The sequence below is a fragment of the Amycolatopsis sp. NPDC051045 genome (assembly GCF_040682955.1).
In the GTDB taxonomy this organism is placed as follows: Bacteria; Actinomycetota; Actinomycetes; order Mycobacteriales; family Pseudonocardiaceae; genus Amycolatopsis.
This window is the reverse complement of the sequence record NZ_JBFBCC010000002.1, coordinates 582,325-605,160: the sequence shown is the minus strand read 5'-3', so window position 1 is coordinate 605,160 and position 22,836 is coordinate 582,325. Positions and strand designations below refer to the sequence as shown.

The 22,836-nt window shown below is 70.9% G+C and carries 19 protein-coding genes; 6 read left to right on the top strand and 13 right to left on the bottom strand.

Annotated elements, in window-relative coordinates:
• Window positions 1-22 precede the first annotated feature (22 nt).
• Window positions 23-727, top strand: a complete 705-nt coding sequence (locus tag AB0M80_RS07055) for a class I SAM-dependent methyltransferase (protein ID WP_364560029.1) — start codon at window positions 23-25, stop codon at window positions 725-727.
• Here the strand turns inward: AB0M80_RS07055 and AB0M80_RS07050 are convergent.
• On the bottom strand, window positions 721-2,478 hold the full coding sequence (locus AB0M80_RS07050) for a hypothetical protein (RefSeq protein WP_364560027.1): 1,758 nt from the start codon (window positions 2,476-2,478) through the stop codon (window positions 721-723). The two genes, AB0M80_RS07055 and AB0M80_RS07050, sit on opposite strands and share 7 nt — an antisense overlap.
• Window positions 2,479-4,059, bottom strand: coding sequence for a substrate-binding and VWA domain-containing protein (locus tag AB0M80_RS07045; protein WP_364560024.1), 1,581 nt, complete (start codon window positions 4,057-4,059; stop codon window positions 2,479-2,481).
• Window positions 4,060-4,322: 263 nt separating this feature from the next.
• Between AB0M80_RS07045 and AB0M80_RS07040 the strand changes: the two genes are divergently transcribed.
• A complete protein-coding gene (locus AB0M80_RS07040) occupies window positions 4,323-5,123 on the top strand; it encodes a hypothetical protein (RefSeq protein ID WP_364560021.1) in 801 nt (266 codons plus the stop codon).
• 68 nt (window positions 5,124-5,191) lie between these two features.
• Here AB0M80_RS07040 and AB0M80_RS07035 read toward each other — a convergent pair whose 3' ends face one another.
• On the bottom strand, window positions 5,192-6,604 hold the full coding sequence (locus AB0M80_RS07035; protein ID WP_364560018.1) for a PLP-dependent aminotransferase family protein: 1,413 nt from the start codon (window positions 6,602-6,604) through the stop codon (window positions 5,192-5,194).
• A 47-nt stretch (window positions 6,605-6,651) separates the two neighbouring features.
• Between AB0M80_RS07035 and AB0M80_RS07030 the strand changes: the two genes are divergently transcribed.
• Window positions 6,652-7,107 carry a carboxymuconolactone decarboxylase family protein gene (locus AB0M80_RS07030; RefSeq protein ID WP_364560015.1) on the top strand — a complete coding sequence of 152 codons (456 nt, stop codon included), beginning with the start codon at window positions 6,652-6,654 and terminating at the stop codon, window positions 7,105-7,107.
• Between the two features lie 182 nt (window positions 7,108-7,289).
• Here the strand turns inward: AB0M80_RS07030 and AB0M80_RS07025 are convergent, their stop codons facing one another.
• Window positions 7,290-8,747 carry an MFS transporter gene (locus AB0M80_RS07025; RefSeq protein WP_364560012.1) on the bottom strand — a complete coding sequence of 486 codons (1,458 nt, stop codon included), beginning with the start codon at window positions 8,745-8,747 and terminating at the stop codon, window positions 7,290-7,292.
• An 86-nt stretch (window positions 8,748-8,833) separates the two neighbouring features.
• On the opposite strand from AB0M80_RS07025, the gene AB0M80_RS07020 reads away from it, so the two are divergent.
• Window positions 8,834-9,223, top strand: coding sequence for a MarR family transcriptional regulator (locus tag AB0M80_RS07020; RefSeq protein WP_364560009.1), 390 nt, complete (start codon window positions 8,834-8,836; stop codon window positions 9,221-9,223).
• 4 nt (window positions 9,224-9,227) lie between these two features.
• Here AB0M80_RS07020 and AB0M80_RS07015 read toward each other — a convergent pair whose 3' ends face one another.
• The 7 genes from AB0M80_RS07015 to AB0M80_RS06985 all read right to left on the bottom strand — a co-directional run bounded on the left by AB0M80_RS07015 (window position 9,228) and on the right by AB0M80_RS06985 (window position 18,589).
• Window positions 9,228-10,619 (bottom strand): trypsin-like peptidase domain-containing protein, encoded by a 1,392-nt coding sequence (locus AB0M80_RS07015; protein ID WP_364560006.1) that lies wholly within the window; start codon window positions 10,617-10,619, stop codon window positions 9,228-9,230.
• Window positions 10,620-10,757: 138 nt separating this feature from the next.
• On the bottom strand, window positions 10,758-13,193 hold the full coding sequence (locus AB0M80_RS07010; protein WP_364560003.1) for an FAD-dependent oxidoreductase: 2,436 nt from the start codon (window positions 13,191-13,193) through the stop codon (window positions 10,758-10,760).
• Window positions 13,194-13,221: 28 nt separating this feature from the next.
• Window positions 13,222-14,064 carry a formyltetrahydrofolate deformylase gene (gene purU, locus AB0M80_RS07005; RefSeq protein WP_364560000.1) on the bottom strand — a complete coding sequence of 281 codons (843 nt, stop codon included), beginning with the start codon at window positions 14,062-14,064 and terminating at the stop codon, window positions 13,222-13,224.
• A complete protein-coding gene (locus AB0M80_RS07000) occupies window positions 14,049-14,543 on the bottom strand; it encodes a sarcosine oxidase subunit gamma family protein (protein WP_364559997.1) in 495 nt (164 codons plus the stop codon). Before AB0M80_RS07000 ends, purU begins: the two co-directional genes overlap by 16 nt.
• Window positions 14,533-17,076, bottom strand: a complete 2,544-nt coding sequence (locus tag AB0M80_RS06995) for a 2Fe-2S iron-sulfur cluster-binding protein (protein WP_364559995.1) — start codon at window positions 17,074-17,076, stop codon at window positions 14,533-14,535. The genes AB0M80_RS07000 and AB0M80_RS06995 overlap by 11 nt, the downstream gene beginning before the upstream one ends.
• Window positions 17,073-17,351: a sarcosine oxidase subunit delta gene (locus tag AB0M80_RS06990; RefSeq protein WP_364559992.1), complete on the bottom strand. Its 279-nt coding sequence runs from the start codon at window positions 17,349-17,351 to the stop codon at window positions 17,073-17,075. Before AB0M80_RS06990 ends, AB0M80_RS06995 begins: the two co-directional genes overlap by 4 nt.
• An 8-nt stretch (window positions 17,352-17,359) precedes the next feature.
• Complete coding sequence (locus AB0M80_RS06985) at window positions 17,360-18,589, bottom strand: sarcosine oxidase subunit beta family protein (RefSeq protein ID WP_364559989.1); 1,230 nt, start codon at window positions 18,587-18,589, stop codon at window positions 17,360-17,362.
• Between the two features lie 56 nt (window positions 18,590-18,645).
• Between AB0M80_RS06985 and AB0M80_RS06980 the strand changes: the two genes are divergently transcribed.
• Window positions 18,646-19,293: a GntR family transcriptional regulator gene (locus AB0M80_RS06980; protein WP_364559986.1), complete on the top strand. Its 648-nt coding sequence runs from the start codon at window positions 18,646-18,648 to the stop codon at window positions 19,291-19,293.
• Here the strand turns inward: AB0M80_RS06980 and AB0M80_RS06975 are convergent.
• Together AB0M80_RS06975 and AB0M80_RS06970 are read right to left on the bottom strand one after the other, a co-directional pair.
• Window positions 19,290-20,411, bottom strand: a complete 1,122-nt coding sequence (locus AB0M80_RS06975; protein WP_364559983.1) for an aromatic ring-hydroxylating dioxygenase subunit alpha — start codon at window positions 20,409-20,411, stop codon at window positions 19,290-19,292. The genes AB0M80_RS06980 and AB0M80_RS06975 overlap by 4 nt on opposite strands.
• Window positions 20,412-20,673: 262 nt before the next feature.
• Window positions 20,674-21,255, bottom strand: a complete 582-nt coding sequence (locus AB0M80_RS06970) for a TetR family transcriptional regulator (RefSeq protein ID WP_364559980.1) — start codon at window positions 21,253-21,255, stop codon at window positions 20,674-20,676.
• A gap of 99 nt (window positions 21,256-21,354) precedes the next feature.
• On the opposite strand from AB0M80_RS06970, the gene AB0M80_RS06965 reads away from it, so the two are divergent.
• Complete coding sequence (locus AB0M80_RS06965) at window positions 21,355-22,821, top strand: aldehyde dehydrogenase family protein (RefSeq protein WP_364559977.1); 1,467 nt, start codon at window positions 21,355-21,357, stop codon at window positions 22,819-22,821.
• Window positions 22,822-22,836 lie beyond the last annotated feature (15 nt).

The following is a 22,836-nucleotide window of genomic DNA, read 5'->3' as shown; positions in this document are numbered from 1 at the left end:
GTGCGCCATTCCGGACGAACTGGTGGCGGACGGCTTCGCCGACGCGTGGACCTTGGCCGAGCCGGTCAAGGGCTGGATGACGCGCGCGCAGGGCGAAGCGCTGTGGCAGGCCGCGCGCCGCCTCGAAAAAGGTGACGTCATCCTGGAAATCGGCAGCCACCAAGGCCGGTCCACGATCGTACTGGGCGCCGCCGCCCGCACGGTCGGGGCCACGGTGATCGCGGTCGACCCGTTCGTCGACGGCAGGCTGTTCGGCGGATCGCCGACGCGGCAGCTGTTCGAGCGCAACATCCGCCGGGCCGGGCTGGACGACGTCGTCGAGCTCGTCGCCGGTTACAGCACGGAACTGCGCCCTCACTGGGACCGGCCCATACAGCTGCTTTACATCGACGGCAAGCACGACTACTGGACCTACACCGACGACCTGCGCTGGTCGGCGCACCTGCCGCCGGGTGCGGAAATCCTGGTCCACGACTGCTTTTCCTCGATCGGCGTCACGCTCGGCACGATCGCGAAGGTCCTCTTCGGACGCCGGTACACCTACGTCGACCGCGCCACGTCGCTGGCGCGGTTCCGGCTGGCGCCCCCGGCCACGGCCGACCGGTTGCGCGTGCTGGCCCAGCTGCCGTGGTTCCTGCGGAACGTGGGGATCAAGGTGCTGCTGCGCCTGCGGTTGCGGCCGCTCGCCCGGCTGGCCGGCCACGACAGCCCGTACGACCCCTACTGAGTCACCGGCTTCCCGACCTCGACCTTCGCGACGCACACCGGTGCGCCCGGGCTCGACAGCTGCACGCCGATGTGGTCGAACAGGCCGTCCACCGGCAGGTACAGCGTGTGCAGCCCGGCCTGGAACCACACCGGCGTCCGCTCGACGAGCCCTTCGCCACCGTCCGAAGTGAAGTAGTCGAGCTTGAGCAGGTACCGGCCGAGGACCGGGGCGTCCAGCGGAATGCGCACCAGGGTCTCCCCGATCGTGTACCCGCAGTTCGGGACCGGGCCGGGCACCCCGCGGGAAACCGGTTCCACGCCGGTGATCCGGTGCGGGGTGCCGGTCGCGTCGAGCACGTGCATCCGGCTCGCCGGCTCGTCGAAGTGCGTGCCGGGCAGCAGGCCGACCACCCGGGACGCGCGCGAGTCCACCCCGAACCATTCGTGCACCACATCGGACGGCACGAAATTGTCGTAGAACACCAAGCCGGGATCTTCCGCGACGGCCGCGCGCACATTGCCGACGTACTGCCCGGAATGGGCGAACCGCAGCGCCGGGGCGAGCCGCGAAAAACCCACCGCGGAACTGACGAGCAGCAGCACGCAGGCGATGAGCGCGATCGGCCGTTCACGTCTGCGTCCGGACGGCGCAATTCCGCCGGGTGGCAGGAAGGCGAACGCGGCGCAGAGGGCGGCCACCGGCGTCAGATCGGCGACGTACCGGGGATCGTCGCCCGCCCCCGGGCCGACTTCGCTCAGCCGCGTCAGCGCGAGCAGGGCGACGTCCACGGCGAACACCGCGGCCAGCAGGGCCCAGGCACCCCACGCCCGTCGCCCGCCGGCACGCACGCCGGCGATCACCACGGCCACCGCGGCCGCCAGCAGCAAGACGACGACCGCGAACGGCAGCGGCGTCCAGGTCGCGCCCGCGCCGGCGCCGGACCACGGCCCGCCGACCAGGCCGGGCAGCAGGGTGTCCCCGACCATCCGGCCGGTCAGATCGGCGACGGTGCCGGCCGACATCGGCTGCGCACCCTGCCCGACCTGGCTCGACGTCACCACGAAGAAGACGGTCACGAACCCGGCCAGCAGCGCGGCGTGGCCCGCCCAGTAGCGGACGTGCTCGCGGAACGACCGGCCGAGCAGGACGGTCACGCCGGCCAGCAGCACCGGGATCACCGCGGCCTTCTCGTAGAAGGCCAGGCCGAAGAGCGTCCAGGCGAAGGCGCCGAGCCACCAGCGCCCGCCGACGGCGAGGAACCGGACGTGCGCGTGCAGGGCGCCGGCGGCGGCCAGCACCACCGGCACCAGCTGGATGCCGAAGGACCACCACAGCGTCGGGACCAGCAGCAGCGTCGACGCCGTGAACACGGTGAACGGCACGAGGATCGCCCAGCGGTGGCCGAAGCAGCGCACCAGCAGGCACCAGAACAGCGCCGTCGCGAGGGCCCGCATCAGCAGCAGCGGCGCCATCAAGAGCGCGAAGTTCAGCGGCGCCCACCACGTCAGCACGGCGGCGAGGAAGAAGCCGCCGGGCTGCAGGTGCCCGTGGTAGTCCTGGAACAGGTAGCCGAGGTCGAACGGCCCGGCCGCGGCCGCCCGGTAGGTGACGACGAAGTCGTCCTGGGCGAAACTCCCGTGCAGCGCCGCCCACGCGTGCAACGCGAACGGCACCACGCCCGCGACGAACGCCGCGAGCACCAACGTGGACGGTCTTCGCAGGGCCCGTGGCGCGGGCTTCTCGGTCTCCAGCAGCACGGGGATCCTCACTCACTTCTTGCAGGCGGGCGGCTGGCACATGAGCTTGCTCAGTGCCTGGTAGAAGACGTCGGAGATCTTGCGCGGGTCGGGCGTGGTGAAGGACTCGCCGCCGGTCGCGGCCGAGACCTGCTCCAGCTCGCTCGCATCGATGTCCGGGCCGATGCCGATGCCGATCACGGGCAGCGGTTTCCGCGGGTCCTGCAGCCGGCCCAGCTCGGCGAGCAGGCCGGGCAGCCCGATCGAGTCGCCGTCCTCGTTGCGGCCGTCGGTGAGCACGACGACGACGTTGATCCGGCCGAGCTGCCAGCTCTGCCGGGCGTTCTGGTAGGCGGCGAGGATCGAGTCGTACAGCCCGGTCGCGCCGCCGGGCTTGGGCTTGACCGCCTGCAGCGTCGCCACCCCGCCCGCGGCGAGCTGCTGGGAGATCGGCCGCATCGGCAGCAGTTCCTTGTAGTCCTTGTCGCCGTCCAGCTTGGTCGAGAACAGCCAGAGGCCGATCTCGGTGGTCGGCTTGAACAGCCCGAGGCCCTGCGTCGCGGCTTCGAGCGTGAGCGCCATCCGGCTCCGGCCGGTGCCGGGCACGGTGGCGGCCATCGAGCCGGAGACGTCGAGCAGCACCTGGACGCGGGCGCTGAGGTTCGCCCCCGCCCACGCCTGGAGCACGCCGTACATCGCTTCGGGCGTGGGTGGCCCGGCCGGGCGCGGTGCGGCGTTCGTGCGGGTGTCCGGTGGCCGGTTGCCGAGCAGGTGCCCGGACGGCGTCCGGAACCCGCCGTCGGCGAACGTCCCGGTGGCGGTCTGGTCGAGCAGGAGCCGCAGGAACCGCTCGGCCGCCGAGCGCGAAGCCTCCGAAGCGCGCGGCAGCACGACGTACGGGTAGTCGAAGCTCGGCACGCCGGCGGCCGGGTAGGCGGCGACGAGCTTGCGGGTCAGCACCGACTGCTCCGACGCCGGCCACGCGGTGTACGGCTCCTTCACCGCCGAAAGCCTGCGGATCTCCTCGGTGAACGCCGCGGCCGGGTCGGACGCGTCCTTGGTCAGCTGCTGCAGGCCGATCAACGCGGCGATGACGGCCGGGTCCCGGCCCGGGTCGGGCAGCCCGACCGGGCTTCCCGCGAGGACGTCCGACCAGGACGGTGACTTCCCCGGCCAGCCGGCCTGCTTCGCGACGTCGTCGGTCAGCGCCAGCACCACCGGCGAACTCGCCACCGGCTGGCCGGACTCGGGGAGGTTCCACGCACCGCCGTCGCGGGCCTGCAGCAGCCAGGTGCTCGACTCGGGCACCCAGACGTCCGGGCCGTTCGCGCCGTTGGCCTCGAGGGCGGCCGCGGTGGCCGCCGACGCGCTCGCGGTGACCTCGACGGTGTAGCAGTCCCGCTCGGGGACGGTCCGGGCGAGCGTGGCGAGCACCGGCGCGATGTCCGGCGCGGCCGTGACCCGCACCGGGGTGGTGGTGTCGCAGCCGCTGCCGGCCAGCCGGTCCTTCAGGTAGTCGACCCCGGCCCAGGCGAGCAGGGCGACCACGAGCAGCGCGCTCAGGACGACGACCCGTGCGTCGATCCGCCGGGCCCGCGCCGGGTGTGCCGCCAATGCACGTCCTTCCCTCGTCAGGTGCTGGCAGCTTGCCAGCCGGGTGAGCGGGAAGCCAGTACCGGAAGCGGAACGTCACCATCGGCGCGTGAGCCGGGGGTGAAGGAATTGCGAGGTGCGGCCATTTTGGTGACGGACAATGCGGGCCTCCCTTTTCCCGCTTGACGACCTTCCCACGTGGGTATCTGCACGATGGCGGATCGCGGAATGAGATTTCGCCGTCCCCGGAACGGCGATACGGCACCGAACGGAGACGACTACCCGTGCGCACGATGTACGACGCGGTCACGGCCGCGAACATCCCCGCCGACGCCCGGATGGTCGCCGGGTACATCGACAAGATCAAGCTGGAACCGTGGTCGGCCGCGGACTGGGCGCGTTTTCCCGAGGCGGTCAAGGTCACCATCGTCAAGAAGGCCGGGACGAACGACGGGCACGTCCTCGACGTCGAGCCCGGCGACGCCACCCCGGCCGAGGCGCCCGGCTGGGTCCGGATGCGCCGCGCGGCGGGCGCGGATCCGACGATCTACTGCAACCTTTCGACCTGGCCGTCGGTGCGGGCGGCGTTCTCCTCCGCCGGCGTCGCCGAACCGCACTACTGGATCGCCCACTACAACGGCGATCCCGCCATCCCCGCGGGCGCCGTCGCCAAGCAGTACCTGGGGAACGTCGCCCCGGGCTACGACGTGTCGTCCGTCGCCGACTACTGGCCTGGAGTGGACGACCACGACCCCGCCTCGACTGGAGTGGAAATCATGGAGCGCATCACCGTCACCCCGCCGAACGCCGAGGAGAACGCGGTGCGGGTGTTCCTGTCCGGCAGCCCCGGCGCGGCGGTCGTCATCCGGCCGCGGCTCGGCGGCGACGGCTTCTCGAAGCCGATGTGGGTGGGCAACATCTACGCCTGGGGCAACGACCGCCAGGGCGTCGGCCACAACCCGGTCCAGTCCGGCGGGTACAACGCCAAGCTCACTTCGCACCGGCGCTACGACCTGCCGGGCGCGGTGTGGGCCGACATCAACTACAGCGCGGCCGAGCCGTTCGAGATCGACATCGTCGGGTAGGCCCCCTCCCGCCTCGAACGTCCGTGAGAATGCCACCTTCAGGGACCTTGATTCCGTGAAGGTGGCATTCACGGACCTTGAGCGGGGGGTGGGAGGGCTCGGCAGAGGGCGTCGAGGGCCGCTGTGTAGGCGTGTTCGGGCGGTGTCGCGTAGCCGACGACCAGTCCGTCCATTGTGGACATCGTGCTGTCCGGGTGCCGGAAGGCGGCCAGGCCGTCCAGGGCGAGTCCCTGCCAGGCCGCGGCCTTCAGCGCGGCTTTTTCGGTGCCGGGCGGGAGGCGGAGCACGGCGTGCAGGCCGGCGGCGATCCCGGTGGGCGTGATGTGCGGCGCCCGCTCGGCCAGCACCGCCACGAGCTGGTCGCGCCGGCGGCGGTAGCGCTGGCGCATCCGGCGGATGTGCCGGTCGTACGCGCCGGAGGCGAGGAACTCGGCCAGGGTGAGCTGGTCGAGCACGCCCGCCCACGCCTCGCGTTCGCCCTTCACGGCGAGCACGGGGTCGACGAGCCGCTCGGGCAGCACCAGCCAGCCGAGGCGCAGCGCGGGTGACAGGCTCTTGCTGACCGAACCGGCGTAGACGACGTGCTCCGGGTCGAGGCCCTGGACCGCGCCGACCGGCTTGCGGTCGTAGCGGAAGTCGCCGTCGTAGTCGTCTTCGACGAGCACGCCGCCGGTCGCCCGGACGTGCCCGACGACCGCGGTGCGGCGGTCGTGGTGCAGCGGACCGCCGGTCGGGAACTGGTGCGCGGGGGTCAGCAGCACGGCCGGCCCGGACAGGTCCTCGACGCGCGCGCCGTTTTCGTCCAGGGCCAAGGGAATCGTGCGGATCTTCGCGGCGGCGAAGATCGAGCGGTGGAACGCGAGGCCGTAGGACTCGACGGCGAGCGGCCCCGGCAGCACCGCCGGGAACAGCAGCCGCAGCGCGTGCGCGACCCCGGAGCACACGACGATCCGCTCCGGTGACGTTCGCACCCCGCGGACGCGCGCGAGGTACTGCGTCAAGGCCTCGCGTAGTTCTCGCCGGCCGCGCGGATCGCCGGGACCGAAGGCGTCGTGGGGCGCCACGGTCAACGCGCGGCGCGCGGCGGCGAGCCATTCGGTGCGCGGGAACGACGTCGGATCCGGCTGGCCCTGCCGGAGGTTGTACACCGGTTCCGGCGCGCCCGGGGCCTTCTTCGGCGTCCGGACCGGGTTCAGGGGCTCGGTGCGCTCGGCGACCCGCGTGCCGGAGCCCTGGACGGCGGTGAGCCAGCCCTCGGCGACCAGCTCGGCGTAGGCGTCGGCGACGGTGTTGCGGGCCAGCCCGAGGTCGGCCGCCAGCGACCGGTAGGGCGGCAGCCGGGTGCCCGGCGCGAGCCGTCCGGCGCGGACGGCGTCCCGCAGCGCGGTGATGAGCGCGGCCCGTTTGCCCCCTGGGCCCGACAGCTCCAGGTGCAGGTCGGCCCCGAGCCGCTCCCCCGAATTGACCCAAGATTCCGGCACGGAAATGCACCCTACCCATGGGTCAACCGCGCCCTAGATTTTGGGACATGACGAACCGAGTGAACTTCGCCAAAGCCGCCCCGAAGGCCTTCAAGGCCCTGATCGGCTTCGACGCCGCAGCCCGCGCCGGGCTCGACCCCGCGCTGGTCGAGCTGGTCCAGATCCGCGCGTCCCAGCTCAACCGCTGCGCCTACTGCCTGCACATGCACACCTCGGACGCCCGCAAGGCCGGGGAAAGCGAGGAGCGGCTGCACATGGTCGCGGTGTGGCACGAGGCCACGCGCTTCTTCAGCGAGAAGGAGCAGGCCGCGCTGGCCCTGACCGAAGCCGTCACGCTGATTCCGGGGGGCGTCCCCGACGACGTCTACGCCCGCGCCGCCGGCCAGTTCGGCGAAGGGGAACTGGCCCAGCTGCTCGCGCTGATCTTCACCATCAACGCCTGGAACCGCATCGCCATCACGACGGCGAAGGTGCCGGGCACGGACGAGCGGGTGGCCCGGTGACCCGCCGTCCAGGCGCGTGCCGGCGTTCGCGCAGCTGATCCTGACCGGGTACTTCCAGGGCGTGCGGGGCTACGGCGCTGGCGGCACTGCGGTTCACCAGCCCCCCGGCAGCCCCCGGCCGTCCCCGCCTGAACGCGGAAGAACCACCATCCCCAGCGATGGTGGTTCTTCCGCGTTCCGGATCAGTCCGCGAGAGCGAGCAGGTCCTCCTCGACGACCGGCTCCTCGGCTTCCCGCTTCCGGGCGACCAGGCCGCTGATCGCGATCAGCAGGCCCAGCACCGCGATCCCGGTGACCACGGTCAACGCCGGCGTCAACCCGGTCAGCAGCGCGGCCGGCGAGGCCTCACCGCCGCCGTTGGCGGTCAGCACCGCCGTCACCACCGCCAGCCCGATCGCGCCGCCCACCTGCAGTGACGTGTTCAGCAAACCACCGGCCAGGCCCTGCTCGTCGTCCGCGATGCCCGCCGTGGCCTGGATGTTGAGCGACGAGAACGCCAGCGTGAAGCCGATGCCGAGCAGGATCATGCTGGGCAGGACCGCGCCCGCGTAGCCCGAGTGCTCGTCGATCCGCAGGAACAGCGCGTACCCGAGGACGTGCGCGACCACGCCCGCGAAGATCGTGCGGGGCGTGCCCACCCGGTCGATCAGCGGCTCGATGCGCGGCGAACCGAACGCCACGATCAGCGCCGCCGGCAGGAAGCCGAGGGCCGTCTCCAGCGCGGACCAGCCCAGCACCCGCTGCAGGTACAGCATCACGACGAACTGGAACCCGATGTACGCGCCGAAGAACAGCGCGCCGCCGAGGTTGGCCCTGGCCAGCGGCCCGGACTTGAGGATGCCCAGCCGCAGCAGCGGGTGGCTGCTGCGCTTTTCGATGACCACGAACGTCACCAGCAAGGCGAGAGCGACGACGAACGTGATCAGCGTGCGCGGTGCGGCCCAGCCGATCTCGGGCGCCTCGACCACGCCGTACACCAGCAGCAGGGAGCCGGCGGCGCCGGTGACGGCGCCCGGGAAGTCGTAGCCGCGGCCCTCTTCGCGCCGGTAGGACGGGATCAGCTTCCACGCCGCGACCAGCGCGACCAGCGCGATCGGGGCGGGCAGCAGGAACGTCCAGCGCCAGCCGACCTCGGTCAGCAGGCCGGAGAACACCAAGCCGGCCGAGTAGCCGCTCGCGCCGAACACGGCGAAGATGCCGATCGCCTTGTTGCGGGCCGGGCCCTCTTGGAACGTCGTGGTGACGATGGACAACGCGGCCGGCGCCGTGAACGCGGCCGCCAGGCCCTTGATGAACCGGCTCGCGATGAGCAGCGCGCCGTCGTCGACGAGACCGCCGAGCAGCGAAGCCAGCGCGAACACGGCGACGGCGACGAGGAACACGCGACGGCGGCCGAGCAGGTCGGCGGTGCGGCCGCCGAGCAGCAGCAGTCCGCCGTAGCCGAGCACGTAGCCGCTGACGACCCATTGCAGTGCGTTGGTGGACAGGCCGAGGTCGGCCTGGATGGCGGGGAGCGCGACCCCGACCATCGACACGTCGAGCGCGTCGAGACCGATGACGATCGAAACGGTGAGCAGGACACCCCAGAGACGTGCGTCCCACCGGGTCGAGGTGGTGGACAAGGACACGGAAGAACTCATGGCGACGACACTACATGCACACGCATCTAATGTCTAAGCATTTAATGTGTTTGCATCAGATGCCCGTGCATGCTATGTTGGTCGCTGTGAGCGACGTCGCCGAGCAGGCTTTGAACGAGCACGGCCTGGTGCAGGAGTGGCACGAGCTGCTGGCCCGCTACTCGGCCGTGTTCAGCGCGCTCGAGTGCCGGCTGCAGGAGCGCCACGGCATCGGCGCGAACGAGTTCGAAGCCCTGGAGCGGCTCGCGACCTGCGACTTCAAGTGCCGCTCGGCCGACCTCACCGACGCGATCCACCTCAGCCAGAGCGCCACGTCCCGGCTGGTCGCCCGCCTGGAGAAGGAGGGCCTGGTCGAGCGCGCCCTGTGCGAGCTGGACCGGCGCGGCATCTTCGTCACGCTCACCGACGCCGGCCGTGAGCGCTACCTCGCGGCGAAGCGGACGCACCGCGAGGTGCTGGCGGAAACCCTGCGCTGACGCCTCAGCCGACGGGCCCTTCGATCGCCTTGACCGGGATCTGCTGCTGCGCCCCGGCGGCGTCGGTCACCGACAGCGTCAGCTGATCGCCCGGGTGGTGGGTGTCCATCACGTTCGTCAACGTCGTCGCGGAGTCGACCGGCTTGCCGTCGATGGCCGTGATCACGTCCCCGGCCGCGAGGCCCGCCTTCTGCGCCGGCCCGCGCTGGACCACCTCGCGGATCTTCGCGCCGCCCTGGCCGTCCGAGACCGAAACGCCGATGAACGCCGTCTTCCCGATGTGGATCTTGTCGGACGCCTGCCCCGCGACGATCCGGTGCGCGATGTCGACGGCCTGGTTGATCGGGATGGCGAAGCCCTGGCCGGCGCCGCCGCTGCGGCGCCCGTTCAGCTGGTACCCGGTGGACGCGGCGGTGTCGACGCCGATGACCTGGGCGTCCGCGTTGACGAGCGGCCCGCCGGAGTCACCCGACTCGATGTTCGCCCGGACCTGGATGAGCCCGGTGAGCTGCTCGGACGCCCCGCTGGACTCGTCCGAGGCGGTGATCGACTGGTCCAGGGCCGTCACCGTGCCCGGCGCGGGCACCGGGTCGCCGCCGCGGCCGCCGGCGTTGCCGAGCCCGAGGATCTGGTCGCCGACCTTGACCTTGGCCGAGTCGCCGATGGTCGCGGCCGGCAGCCCGGACGCGCCCTTCAGCTGCAGGACCGCGACGTCCTCGGAGCGGTCGTAGCCGACCACGTCCGCCTGGTAGGTGTCGCCGGTACCGATGCTGGTGACCTTGATGCTGGTCGCGCCGGCGACGACGTGGTTGTTGGTCAGCACCTCGCCGTCGGGGGTGAGCACGATGCCGGTGCCCGCCGCGGCCGCGCCCTGCAACCCGAGTTCGGTGTTGATGTTCACGATGGCCGGGTTGACCTTGGCCGACACGGCGTCGACGTCGAGCACCGTCTTGGCCGCGCTCGGCGGCCCGGAGAAGCCGAAGTTCTGGTTGCCGCCCGCGGTGGAGCCGGTCGCCCCGGAGATCAGGTGCCCGACCCCGAGCCCGGCGACCACGGCCAAGGCGATCGCGACGACCGCGACGGTCAGCGCGCGAAGCGGGTGCCGCTTGCGCGGCGGTGGCCGGTAGGCGGGCTGCGGGTAGGCGTAGATCGGCTGGGTGTGGGGCTGCTGCGGCGGGTACGGCCGGCCCCACTGGTCACGGGGCTGGTCGTAGGGCTGCTGGTCGTAGGGCCGCTGGTCGTAGGGCCGCTGGTCGTAGGGCTGCTGGTCGTAAGGCCGCTGGTCGTAGGGCTGCTGGTAGTAGCCCTGGCCGTAGTGGTCCTGCGGGTACCCGCCCTGGCCGTAGCCGTACGGGTACTCGCCGCCGCCCTGCGGTCCTCGGTCGTACTCGCTCATGCCCAGCTCCAGCTCTCGACCAGCCTCCGGCTCGTACCAGCAAACCCCCCGTTCCTGAGAATTTCCTTGCCCGATTCCATGGACTTGCTGTGGATGTACCCGCGACCGCGGCCGGGACGAGCCGACGTTACCCGGGATTCACCGCCGGATCCGGTCCATGCCGGGGTCGACCAGCGGCTCGGCAGCCACCGTGGCCGGTACCCGGCGGCCGAAGTACTCGATCTCCACGCTGCGGCCGATCTCCGCCGACGCCGGCAGCCACGCGTAGGCGATCGGGCGGCCGACGGTGTACCCGTAAGCGGCGCTCGTGACGTATCCCGAAGCGACCCCGTCGACGAACACCGGTTCCTTGCCCAGCACGACCGTGCGGCCGTCGTCGATCGTCAGGCACCGCAACCGCCGCGACGCCGTCTCTTCGCTCCGGCCTTCGATGGCGTCTCGCCCGGTGAACGGGCCCTTCGCCGGACGCACGGCGAACGCCAGCCCGGCCTCGTACGGGTCGTGCTCGGTGGTCATGTCCGTGCCCCACAGCCGGTAGCCCTTCTCCAGCCGCAGGCTGTTGAACGCTGCCCGCCCGGCCGCGACGACCCCCAGCGGCTGCCCGGCCGCCCACAGCGCGTCCCACAGCCGCAGGCCGTTGTCCGCGCTGGTGTAGATTTCCCAGCCGAGTTCGCCCACGTAGGACAGTCGCATGGCGACCACCGGCACCCCGGCGATCCGCGCCCGGCGCGCCCGGAAGTACTTCAACCCGGTGTGCGAGAAGTCTTCGCGGCTCAACGGCTGGACGAGCTCTCGCGCCAGCGGCCCCCACACGCCGACGCAGCACGTCCCGCCGGTGGTGTCCCGGACCCGGACTCCGGGAGGCGCGTGCTTCACGAAGTGGTCGACGTCGATGTTGCCGTTGATGCCGGCCTGGAACACCTCGGGCTCGAGCCGCGCGACCGTGATGTCACTGCGCACGCCGCCCGCGGAATCGAGCATCAGCGTGTACGTCACCGAGCCCACCGGCTTGTCGAGCTGGTTGGTGGTCAGCGACTGCAGGAACGCCAGTGCCCCCGGCCCGCTGATCTCCACGCGCTTCAACGGCGTCATGTCGTACAGCGCGACACCGTTGCGCGTGTGCCACGCCTCCGCCGCTGCGATCGGCGAATGGAACTGCGCCGACCACGGATCCCGCGCGGGCGGCAGCCAGTCGTGCGGCAGCTCCTTCAGCAGCGGTGCGTTGGCCTCGAACCAGTGCGGCCGCTCCCAGCCGCCCGCCTCCAGGAACACCGCGCCCAGCTCGCGCTGCCGCGCGTGGAACGGCGTCACCCGCAGGTCGCGCGGGGAAAGCTTGGGCTGCAACGGGTGCAGGATGTCGTAGACCTCCACGAAGTTCTGCTGCGCCGTCTCGTGCACGTACGACGGCGCGAGCTGGACCTCCTCGAACCGGTGGACGTCGACCTCGTGCACGTCGACTTCCGAGTGCCCGTCGACGAGCAGCTGCGCGACGGCCTTCGCGATGCCCGCGGAGTGCGTCACCCAGATCGCCTCGGCGAGCCAGAACCCGCGGACGTCGGCCGATTCGCCGACCAGCGACTGGCCGTCCGGGGTGAACGAGAAGATCCCGTTGAAGCCTTCTTCGACCTTGGTCTGCCGCAGCGCCGGCAGCAGCAGCTTGCTCTGTTCCCACGACGGCGCGAAGTCGTCCTCGGTGAACGGCAGCATCGACGGCATGGCCGTCCCGGTCACCGTGGGGTCCAACGTGGACTCGTCGACCGGCATCGGCCGGTGCGCGTAGGAGCCGATGCCGAGCCGGTCGACGTGCTCGCGGAAGTACAGGTCCTGGTCCTGGTGGCGCAGGATCGGCAGGCTCGCCTCGACCTCTTCGGAGTTGCGCCCGACCAGGTCCGCGACCTGCCCGGTTTTCGCGTACTGGTGCGCCAGCGGCAGCAGCGGGACGTCCATGCCCGCCATCGCGCCGATCTCGCGCCCCCAGAACCCGGCGCACGAAACGACGACGTCCGCCGGGAAGTCGCCCTGGTCGGTCCGGACGCCGGTGACGCGCCCGCCTTCCTGGAGGACGTCGGTCACCTTCGTGGACCCGAGGAACCGGGCGCCGCGTGAAGTGGCCCGCGCGGCCAGCACCTCGACGGCTTTCGCGGCCTGCGCCAGCCCGTCGGTCGGGACGTGCAGGGCGCCGAAGATCCGGGAACCGTCCAGGAGCGGCCAGCGCCGGACGCATTCGTCGGCGTCGATCAGCGATCCTTCGACGCCCCACGACGTCGCCCAGCCGTGCTTGCGCCCGAGGTCCGCCCAGCGGGCCGGGGTGGTCGCGACCTCCATGCCGCCGACCTGGTGGAAGCAATCCAGGCTCCGGAACTTCTCGACGGTGTAGCGGGCGAAGTCCGTCATCGCCTTGGAAGCGTTGGTCTGGAAGACCAGCCCGGGCGCGTGGGACGTCGACCCGCCGGTGCGCGGCAGCGGGCCCCGGTCGAGCACGGTGACGTCGGTCCAGCCGCGGGCGGTCAGCTCGTCGGCCAGGTTCGCGCCGACGATGCCGGCGCCGATGATCACGACTCGCGGTGCGGTCATGGCGGAACTCCTTCTCCCGGAAGACGGCTTACCTGAACACAACCGTGCTGTTGCCGTTGAGCAGGACGCGGCGTTCGCAGTGCCAGCGCACCGCCCGCGACAGGGCCAGTGCCTCGGCGTCGCGGCCGACGGTCACCAGTTCGCGCGGCGAGTACGTGTGGTCGACGCGCTGGACCTCCTGCTCGATGATCGGGCCCTCGTCGAGGTCGGGGGTGACGTAGTGCGCGGTCGCCCCGACGTACTTGACGCCCCGGTCGTAGGCCTGGTGGTAGGGCTTGGCGCCCTTGAAACCGGGCAGGAACGAGTGGTGGATGTTGATCGCGCGGCCTTCGAGCTTCTGGCACAGCTCGTTGGACAGCACCTGCATGTACCGGGCGAGCACCACGAGGTCGGCCTGGTACTCCCCGATCAGGTCGAGCAGCCGCTGCTCGGCCTCCGGCTTGGTCTCCGGCGTCACCGGGACGTGCACGAACGGCACCCCGGCCGCCTCGGCCATCGACCGCAGGTCCTCGTGGTTCGAGATGACCGCTGCGACGTGTGCGCCGAGCCCGTTCGCGCGCCAGCGGAACAGGAGGTCGTTGAGGCAGTGCCCGAATTTCGAGACCATGACCAGGATCCGCGGCGGGGTGCCGTCGGAGAAGCCGAACTCCATGGCGAAGTCGCCGGCCACCGGGGCGAACGCGCGGGTCACATCGTCCACAGTGGTCTCTTCGGTGCAGGTGAACGACGTCCGCAGGAACAGCGAGCCGCGGATGTCGTCGTCGAACTGCTGGTGCTCGACGATGTCGCAGCCCTGCCCGACCAGGAACGTCGTGACGGCGTGCACGATGCCCGAACGCTCGGGGCACTTGAGCGTCAGCGTGAAGGCCACGGAACCTCCTGGTACTCGAGGCTCGCGTCGGCCAGCCAGGTCGTGAAGTAGCCGGCGAACGACTGGCGCACGAGGATGGTGAAGCCCTCTTCCCGGACCATCAGGATGATCCCGGTGCGGACGAGCAGCGTCTGCACGCACGTGCCGGGCGGCGACACCGCCGGGTCCAGGTCGATCGAGCAGCCGTGGGCCAGCACGTCCCGCGCGTGCGCCCCGGTGAGCCGCACGGTCACGCGCTGCGCCGAAACGTCGACGACGGCCGCCGCGCCCGCCTCCCGGAGCGCGGTTTCCAGTTCGGCCTGACGTCCCGGTTCGGCGAGCACGAGGTACTCGTCGGGCCCCATCCACAGCACGTCGACGCCGTTGCGGCTGGTGAACGTGCACGGCTCCGGCAGGTCGGCACCGAGCAGGGCGTGCCCGTCCCGGAGGCGCACGGTGAGCTGGGTGCGGAACGGTTCTTCGACCGCGTCAACCGTCACGACGGGCTCCTTCCTCGTCGAAGAGCACGGATCCGGTCACGGTCACCGGCACGACCCGGTCGCCGGCCGGGACGTACAGCGTCTCGCCGATCCGCTCGCGCCCGGACCGCACCAACGCCAGTGCGAAGGTGCGGCCGAGCGCGGCGCTGTGGTAGCTGGACGTGACGTGGCCGAGCATCCGCACCGGCGGTTCCGGCACGACTTCCGACTCGATGAGCTGCGAGCCCTCCGGCAGCAGCACCGACGGATCCACCGGCAGCAGGCCGACGAGCTGCTTGCGGTCGGGCCGGTTGTTCTCGGCGCGGGCGAAGGAGCGTTTGCCGAGGAAGTCGGCCTTCTTCTTCGACACCACCCAGGACATGCCGAGGTCCTGCGGGGTGACTGTGCCGTCGGTGTCCTGGCCGATGATCGGGTAGCCCTTTTCCGCGCGCAGGACGTGCATGGTTTCGGTGCCGTACGGCGTGGCACCCTCGGCCACGATGGACTGCCAGAGCGCGATCCCGTGCCACGACCGGACGTTGATTTCGTAGGCCAGCTCGCCGGAGAAGCTGATCCGGCACACCCTCGCCGGAATTCCGGCGACCTCGGCGTCCTGCCAGGTCATGAACCCGAAAGCGTCGTTGGAGACGTCGAGTCCCGGCGCCAAGCGGCCGAGGACCTCTCGCGATTTCGGTCCCACCAGGGGGATCGTGGCCCAGTGCTCGGTGACCGAAGTCGCGAAGACGCTGAGGTGCGGCCACTCCGTCTGCAGCCACTCCTCCATCCAGTCGAGGACCTTCGCCGCGTTGCCGGTGGTCGTGGTGACCAGGAACCGGTCTTCGGCGACGCGGATGACCGTGCCGTCGTCGAGCACCATGCCGTCGACGCCGCACATCACGCCGTAGCGGATCCGGCCGACCTTCAGGTTGCTCATCATGTTCGTGTAGAGCATGTCGAGGAACCAGCCGGCGTCCGGCCCCTGCACGTCGATCTTGCCGAGCGTGGACCCGTCCATGAGGGCCACGCCGTTGCGCGCGGCGCGGCACTCGCGCAGGACGGCGTCGTGCATCGTCTCGCCGGGCCGCGGGTAGTACCGCGGCCGCTTCCACTGGCCGACGTTCTCGAACTCGGCACCGTGCTCGACGTGCCACGGGTGGATCGTCGTGACGCGCACGGGATCGTGCAGGTCACCGCGGTGCCGGCCGGCCAGCGCCGCGAACGCCACCGGCGTGTACGGCGGCCGGAACGTCGTCGGCCGCTGCGTTGCCAAGTCGGCACCGAGAGCTTCGGCGGTGATGCCCGCGGCGAGCATGCCGGACGTCTTGCCCTGGTCGTGCGCGGTGCCGATGGTGGTGTAGCGCTTGATGTGCTCCAGCGAGCGCAGCCCGGCACCGGTGGCACGCAGGACGTCCGAGACGGTCGCGTCCCGCTGCTGGTCGACGAACCGGGTGTCCACTTCGGACTTCGGCGCGGGCACCTGCCAGAGCACCTTCGTCTCCGGCAGGCCTTCGCCCGCGGCGGCGCCGACGACGCTCACCGTCGGCAGGTCGCCGTCCGGGACATAGGCGCCGAGCTCGGGGGCGTACCGGAGCTTGCCGCGGGCCTGGCTGAACAGGTGCACCGCCGGGTTCCAGCCGCCGGACACGAGCAGCAGGTCGCACTCGACCCGCTCGCCCTGCATCTCGCCGAGTCTCGCGATGTGCGCGGCGGTGATGTGCCCGTCGGCGCCGCCATCGGTGCCGATCACGCCGTAGCCCTCGCGGGCGTCGACGATCCGCACGATCTCGGCCCCGGCGCCGGCCAGTTCGGAGGCGGCGTCGAGCGCGGAGTCGTTGGTGGTGAACACGACCACGCGGCTTCCGGCGAGGACGCCGTAGCGGTTCAGGTACGTCCGCGCGGCACCGGCGAGCATGATGCCCGGGCGGTCGTTGTCCGGGAACACGATCGGCCGCTCGTGGGCGCCGGTCGCGATGACGATCCGCTTCGCCCGGATGCGCCGGATCCGCTGCCGCGAGAGGCGTTCCGGGGCCACGGGTTCACCCCGGCGCTCCAGGGCGAGCACGAACCCGTCGTCGTAGATGCCGAACGCCGTGGTGCGCGAGAGGAACCGGACACCCTCCGGAGCTTCGCCGTCGGGCTGGTCGTCCACGAGCAGGACCCGGCCGGAGGCGGCACGGGCGGCGGCGAGCCCGGCGGGACCGGCGCCGATGACCAGGACGTCACAGTGGGCGTGCTTGGCGTCGTACCGCGCCGGGTCCGGTTCGGTGGCGAGCCGTCCCCGACCGCGCAGGCCACGGGCCTCCAGGCCGTCGTACAGCTCCACGGTGGTGGCCGACAGCATCGGTTCCGGGAATGGCGCGTCGATTTGCACCAGGGCGTTCGAGTCCTCGACGCCGGCGGCTACGATGCCGCGCGGCCGTCCGTACTTGATGCTGGTCGCGACCTGGTGGATGCCGTTGGCCAGCAACGCGGAAGCCAGGGTGTCGCCGAGGTAGCCGGTCAGCTCGCGGCCGTCGAAGGTGAACTTGAGCGGGACGCCGGACAGTCGGGTCACGGGATCACCGGCCGGGGTTCGTCGAGGCGGTAGACCGCCAGCAGATCGTGGGTGCGCGTGTCGCGGACGGCGTTGAACCACCGGCGGCAGCCCGCGGAGTGGCTCCAGCGCTCGGCGAGCGGCCCGCTCGGGTTCTCGCGGAAGAAGACGAACTTCGCCCACTCCTCGTCCGACAACGCCGAAGGGTCTGCTGGGTAGGCGACGTGCGCTTGGCCGCCGTAGTGGAACTCGGCCTCTTCGCGCGGCCCGCACCACGGGCAGGGAATGAGTTGCACAGGGACTCCTAATGCGCGACGGCGGCGGCGCCGTGCTCGTCGACGAGGGCGCCGGTGGTGAACCGGTCGAGGGTGAAGGGCTCGGCGTACTCGTGGGGCTTGCCCCGCGCGATGGTGGCCGCGAAGACGTTCCCGACCCCGGGGGTCGCCTTGAAACCACCGGTGCCCCAGCCGCAGTTGAGGAACAGGTGCTCGACCGGGGTCAGGCCGATGATCGGCGAGGCGTCCGGGCTGACGTCGACGATGCCCGCCCACGTCCGCAGCAGGTGCGCCCGCGCGAACACCGGGAACAGCTCGAGCGCGGCGGACATCTGCTGTTCGATGATGTGGAACGAGCCACGCTGACCGTAGCCGTTGTAGCTGTCGATGCCGGCGCCCATCACGAGTTCGCCCTTGTGCGCCTGGGAAACGTAGACGTGCACGGCGTTCGACATGACGACCGTCGGGTGGGCCGGCTCCAGCAGCTCGGACACCAGTGCCTGCAAGGGATGGGACACGAGCGGCAGGTCCAGGCCCACCATCTTCGCGAGCACGGACGTGTGGCCGGCGGCGCACAGCGCGACCTTGCCCGCGGCGATCCGCCCCCTCGACGTCTCGACGCCCGTCACCCGGCCACCCGCCGTGGAGATCCCAGTGACCTCGCAGTTCTGGATGAGGTCGACGCCCAGCTCGTGCGCGGCACGGGCGAAGCCCCAAGCCACGTAGTCGTGCTTCGCGATGCCCGCGCGCGGCTGGAAGGTGGCGCCGAGCACCGGGTAGCGGACGTCCGGCGAGGTGTTGACGATCGGGCACAGCTCCTTGACGCCGTCGGCGTCCACCCATTCGGCGTCGATGCCGTTGAGCTTGTTGGCCTCGACGCGGCGGACGCTGTCGCGGACGTCCTGCAGGCTGTGCGCCAGGTTCAGCACCCCGCGCTGACTGAAGAGGATCGGGTAGCCGAGGTCCTCTTCGAGGCCTTCCCACAGCTTGAGGGAGTGCTCGTAGATGCCGGAACTTTCGTCCCACAGGTAGTTCGAGCGGATGATCGTGGTGTTGCGGGCCATGTTGCCGCCCGCGAGCCAGCCCTTTTCGAGCACGGCGACGTTCGTGATGCCGTGCACCTTGGCCAGGTAGTACGCGGTGGCGAGGCCGTGCCCGCCGCCACCCACGACGATCACGTCGTAGGCCTTCTTCGGCTCCGGGTCGGCCCAGAGGAAGTCCGGGTGCTCCGGCAAGTCGTCGCCGGGGGTGCGGGGCATGCGGCGACCTCCTGGTCGACTTCTGATATATCAATCGTCGATGTAGACTAAGCGGCGTGCATCCCCAGGTCAATCCCCCCTCGCTGGCGGAACAGGCGTACCTCTTCATCCGCGATCGCCTGGTCATGCTGGACATCCCACCGGGCTCCCCCCTCACCGAAGAGGAACTCGGCACCACGCTCGGCATGGGCCGGACGCCGATCCGCGAAGCGCTGAAACGGCTGGAGTCCGAACGCCTGGTCGTCGCCTACCCGAGGCGCGGGACGTTCGCCACCGACGTCAACATCTCCGACCTCGCGCACATCTCCGAGGTCCGGCGCACGCTGGAGCCGATGGCGACGGCCGCCGCGGCCGGGCGGGCGACCGCGGCCGACCGCGCGACGCTGACCGAGCTGCGCGCGCAGCTCGACGCGGGCGTCCCGGACGGGGACAACGCCGAGCTGCTGCGCACCGACCTCGCCCTGCACCGGGCGATCTACCGGTGCGTGCACAACCCGTTCCTCGAGGACACGCTGATCCGGTACGACAACCTCGCGACCCGGATCTGGTGCGTGTTCGTGCCCCGGCTGTCCGGGATGGCCGGCCACGTCGACGAACACGTCCCGCTCCTCACCGCGATCATCGAAGGTGACGCCGAGAAGGCCGCCGCGCTCACGCTCGAGCACGTCACCGGGTTCGAGGCCGCCATCCGGGCGTTGCTCTAGGGTGCCAACCGGGCGCGGACCCAGTCGTGGAACGCGCCGATGTGGTGCTCGCTGGGCACGAGCACGCCGCCGCGCGCGTAGGACCGCGAGTCCATCGCCAGCTGGCAGCGTTCGCAGGCCTCGAAGTCCTGCAGGTTGACGCGGTGGAACAGCTCCACCGACCGCGTCAGGTCTTTGCCGGATTCGACGACTTCGGGCAGGTAGAGCCAGTCGCAGCGCACCAGCGTCCGGTCCGGGGCCAGCGGGAACATCCGGTGCAGGATCACGTGGTCGGGGACGAGGTTGACGAAGACCTGCGGCCGGATGGTGATGGCGTAGTACTTGCGGTCCTGGGCCTCGGTGACCCCGGGGAGCCGGTCGACGCCTTCGCCGCCGTCGACGGTGAAGCCCTGGATCCCGCCGCCGAATTCGGCGCCGTGGCCGACGTAGTACTGCGCGGCGTAGCCGTCGGCGAACTCCGGCAGCACCTCGGTGAGCTCCGGGTGGATCGTCGCGCAGTGGTAGCACTCCATGAAGTTCTCGATGATCTGCTTCCAGTTCGCCTTCACGTCGTACTCGATGCGCTTGCCGAGGGCGAGGCCGTCGATGCCGTAGGCGTCGATCACTTCGGCACTGCCCAGGCGTTCGGTGACCGCGCCGACCACGGTCTCTTCGAACGACGGCGGCTCGTCGGCCAGGCAGACCCAGGCGTAGCCGAGCCACTCGCGCAGGTGGAGCTTCGTCAGGCCGAACTCGGTGCGGTCGACGTCGGGCATCCCGGTGAGGTTCGGCGCGGCGATGAGCTTGCCGTCGAGGCCGTAGGTCCAGGCGTGGTACGGGCACTGGAAGGCACGCCTGACCGTGCCGCTTTCGGACGTGCAGAGCCGCGCGCCGCGGTGGCGGCAGACGTTGAGGAACGCGTTCAGCTTCCCGTCCCGGCCCCGCGCGACGAGCACGCTTTCCTTGCCGATCTGCACGGTCTCGAACGAGCCGGGGTTCGGCAGGTCGGCGCCGCGCACGGCGCAGAACCAGTCCGCCTCGAAGATCTTCGCCTGCTCCAGCGCGAAGATCGCCGGATCGGTGTAGGAACTGCCGGGCAACGTGGCGAGCAGGCTCGGCGGCAGATCGGTTGTGGTCACCGGCGTGGTCCTCTCCGCGGATCAGGACGGGAGTAGTTGCGCAAGGCGCGTCTAGTTGCTCACTCCGAAACAGAGTGACTGCCGCGAAGGACCGCTGTCAAGACAGGTTTTTCAATGCCCGCCAAAGATTTCCGGCACGTTTCACCCACACGGCGTGACGGGACCCGTAACTCGCGTGACTGGACCCGTAACTCGCGTGATCGGGGCCGTAACTGGCGAGTTACGGCCCCGATCACGCGAGTTCCGTGTTCGATCACGCGAGTTACGGGTTGGCCGGGCCGTGGATGGCGCGGCGGAAGAGGGTTTCGATCTCGTCGCGGGCCGGGCGGGGGTCGGCCAGGGCCGCCTGCATCAGCAGGCCGCAGAACAGGCCGGCCAGGAGGCGGCCGGTGAGCGGGTCCGTGCGGGAGCCGAAGAACGCGATCAGGGCGTCGTCCCAGGCCGCGCTCGCCTTGCGCAGCCTCGGCCGGTGCAGGGCGGCCACGTAGAGGTCGTATTCGACGACCGTGTCCCGGTACTGCTCGTTGAGGTACCCCATGACCAGGTCGGCCAGCGCCGCGGCGAAGTCGGCGTCCGGCGGGAGCGCGGACTCCCACTCCTTCAGCGCGTGGACGTTCTTCTCGGCCGCCTCGACCAACGCGACCTCGAGCAGGTCGTCCAGGGTCGCGAAGTGGTAGGTCGTCGAGCCGAGCGGGACGCCGGCCGCCGCCGCGACCGCCCGGTGGGTGACCCCGTCGATCCCCCGCCGGGCGACGACCTCGACCGCTGCCTTGGCGATCCGCGCCCGCCGTTCCGGGTCGTTCGGACCGCGACGCCGGGCCGCGGCGGGTTCCGTGTTCGACATCGTCGTCGAGCCCCCTTGTGGACATCTGTACACGCTTCGCGTACAAATGTACGCACTCACGGCACCGAGCAGCCACTACCGATCCGGGAAGGGGCGCCCGTGAAGGACCTCTACATCGACGGGAGCTGGGCGGACGCGACCGCCGGAACGAGCTCCGACGTGCTGAACCCCGCCACCGGGCAGGTCATCGGGACCGTCGCCGAAGCGGGCCGCGAGGAGGTCGACGCCGCGGTCGGAGCCGCGCGGAAAGCCTTCGACGAGGGTCCCTGGCGCCGCACCACCGCCGGTGAACGCAGCGCGTTGCTGCGCCGGACGGCCGACCTCCTGGTCCGCGACCGCGAGGAGCTGGCCCGCACCGAGAGCCTCGACACCGGCAAGACCCTCGGCGAAGGCCGCATCGACATCGACGACGTAAGAGGCGTCTTCCGCTACTACGCCGACCTCGCCGACAAGGACGCCGGACGCGTGGTCGACGCCGGCAGCCCGACCGTGGTCAGCCGGATCGTGCACGAACCGGTCGGCGTGTGCGCGCTGATCGCGCCGTGGAACTACCCGCTGCTGCAGATGTCGTGGAAGGTGGCGCCCGCCCTCGCCGCGGGCAACACCGTCGTGCTCAAACCCAGCGAAGTCACCCCCCTGACCACGATCAAGCTGGTCGCGCTCCTCGAAGAGGCCGGTGCCCCGCCCGGCGTCGTCAACCTCCTGCTCGGCCCGGGCCACGTCGGCGCCGCGATGGTCGAGCACCCGGGTGTGGACCTCGTCTCGTTCACCGGCGGCTACGCGACCGGCGAGAAGATCATGACCGCCGCCGCCAAGGGCGTCCGCCGGGTCGCCCTCGAACTCGGCGGCAAGAACCCGAACGTGGTCTTCGCCGACGCGGGCTACGACACGGCCCTCGACTACGCCCTGATGGCGGCGTTCGTCCATTCCGGACAGGTTTGTTCAGCGGGCGCGCGGCTGATCGTCCAAGATGGAATCCATGACCGGTTCGTCGCGGACCTCGCCGAGCGCGCCGATCGGATCCGGGTCGGCGACGGGCTCGACCCCGCCACCGAAACCGGACCGCTCGTCTCCGCGCAGCACCGCGCCAAGGTCGAGGGCTACATCCAGGGCGCGATCGAAGCGGGCGCCACGCTCCGGGCGGGCGGCAAGCGGCCCGAAGGACCGGAGTACGAAAGCGGCTTCTTCCTGCGGCCGACGGTGTTTTCCGGCTGCACCGGGGACATGGCGATCGTCCGGGAAGAGGTCTTCGGCCCGGTCGTCACGGTGGAACGCTTCACCGACGAGGCCGACGCGATCGCGCTGGCCAACGACACCGAGTACGGGCTCGCCGGAGCCGTGTGGACGTCGGACGCGTCCCGCGCCCAGCGGGTCGCCGGGGCCCTGCGCCACGGCACCGTGTGGATCAACGACTACCACCCCTACCTGCCGCAGGCGGAATGGGGCGGTTTCGGCCGATCCGGCATCGGCCGCGAGCTCGGACCGTCCGGGCTGGCGGAATACCAGGAGAGCAAGCACATCTACCAGAACATCGATCCGGTTCCGCAGCACTGGTTCAAGGGCTGACATCCCACCCCACCC